The organism is Phocaeicola sp. RTP21198st1_B8_RTP21198_201120 (assembly GCF_040929485.1).
Classification (GTDB): Bacteria; Bacteroidota; Bacteroidia; order Bacteroidales; family Bacteroidaceae; genus Phocaeicola; species Phocaeicola dorei.
The window spans coordinates 1-821 of sequence record NZ_JBCOCI010000479.1 but is presented as its reverse complement, the minus strand read 5'-3'; the positions used below and the strand labels follow the sequence as shown (position 1 = coordinate 821).

General features: G+C 46.9%; 1 pseudogene. It reads left to right on the top strand.

Annotation, left to right across the window (positions count from 1 at the left end):
- A pseudogene (locus AB5935_RS27435) lies at positions 1–821 on the top strand (SusC/RagA family TonB-linked outer membrane protein); the annotation flags it as partial.

Genomic DNA, 821 nt, shown 5'->3' with positions numbered 1-821 from the left:
CGTCTTGGGGACCTAAGATTTCCGAACTTCCCAACGACGCAACGTATGGAGGTAACACGGATAACGAATACACGCAGAAGTTCGGTAAGCAACAGGGAAAATATTATGTTCCCCAGCGTGCAGCAGCCGGTCTTGACCCGTGGGCTACTCCACAGGCGTATGACAATGCAAAAGACTTCTTCGACACAGGAATCACCTGGAGCAATTCATTGAATGTAGCGCAGATGCTCGACAAAAGCTCCTACTCTATCTCATTGGGAAATACACATCAGGACGGTATTATCTCAAGCACTGGTATGGACAGATATAATGTAAAGGTTAGTGCTGACACGAAACTGACTAACAACTGGAGTTCCGGATTTACAGCTAACTATATCACTACTTCTATCGACAAGGCAGTGACTTCCGGTAACGGTCTGTTGAGAACGGTTTACGCAGCTCCTCCCAGCTATGATCTTGCTGGTATTCCAAGTCACGTAGACGGTAACCCGTACACACAGAATTCTTTCCGTGGTAGCTTTGACAACGCTTATTGGGCAATGGAAAACAACAAATTCACAGAAGATACCAACCGTTTCTTCGGAAATGTATACGCAAGCTATCAGACTGATTTTGGTACAACCAACCACAAGTTGAACGCAAAATACATGGTCGGCGTGGATGCTTACACCACTCACTATGTAGACAGCTACGGATACGGTAGTAACACCGGTGGCGGTCGCGGACAGATTGAAAACTACGGCTGGACGAACGCTACATACAACTCTTTGCTGACCATCAACTATGACTGGCGCATCAACGAGGACTGGGGATTGAACGCT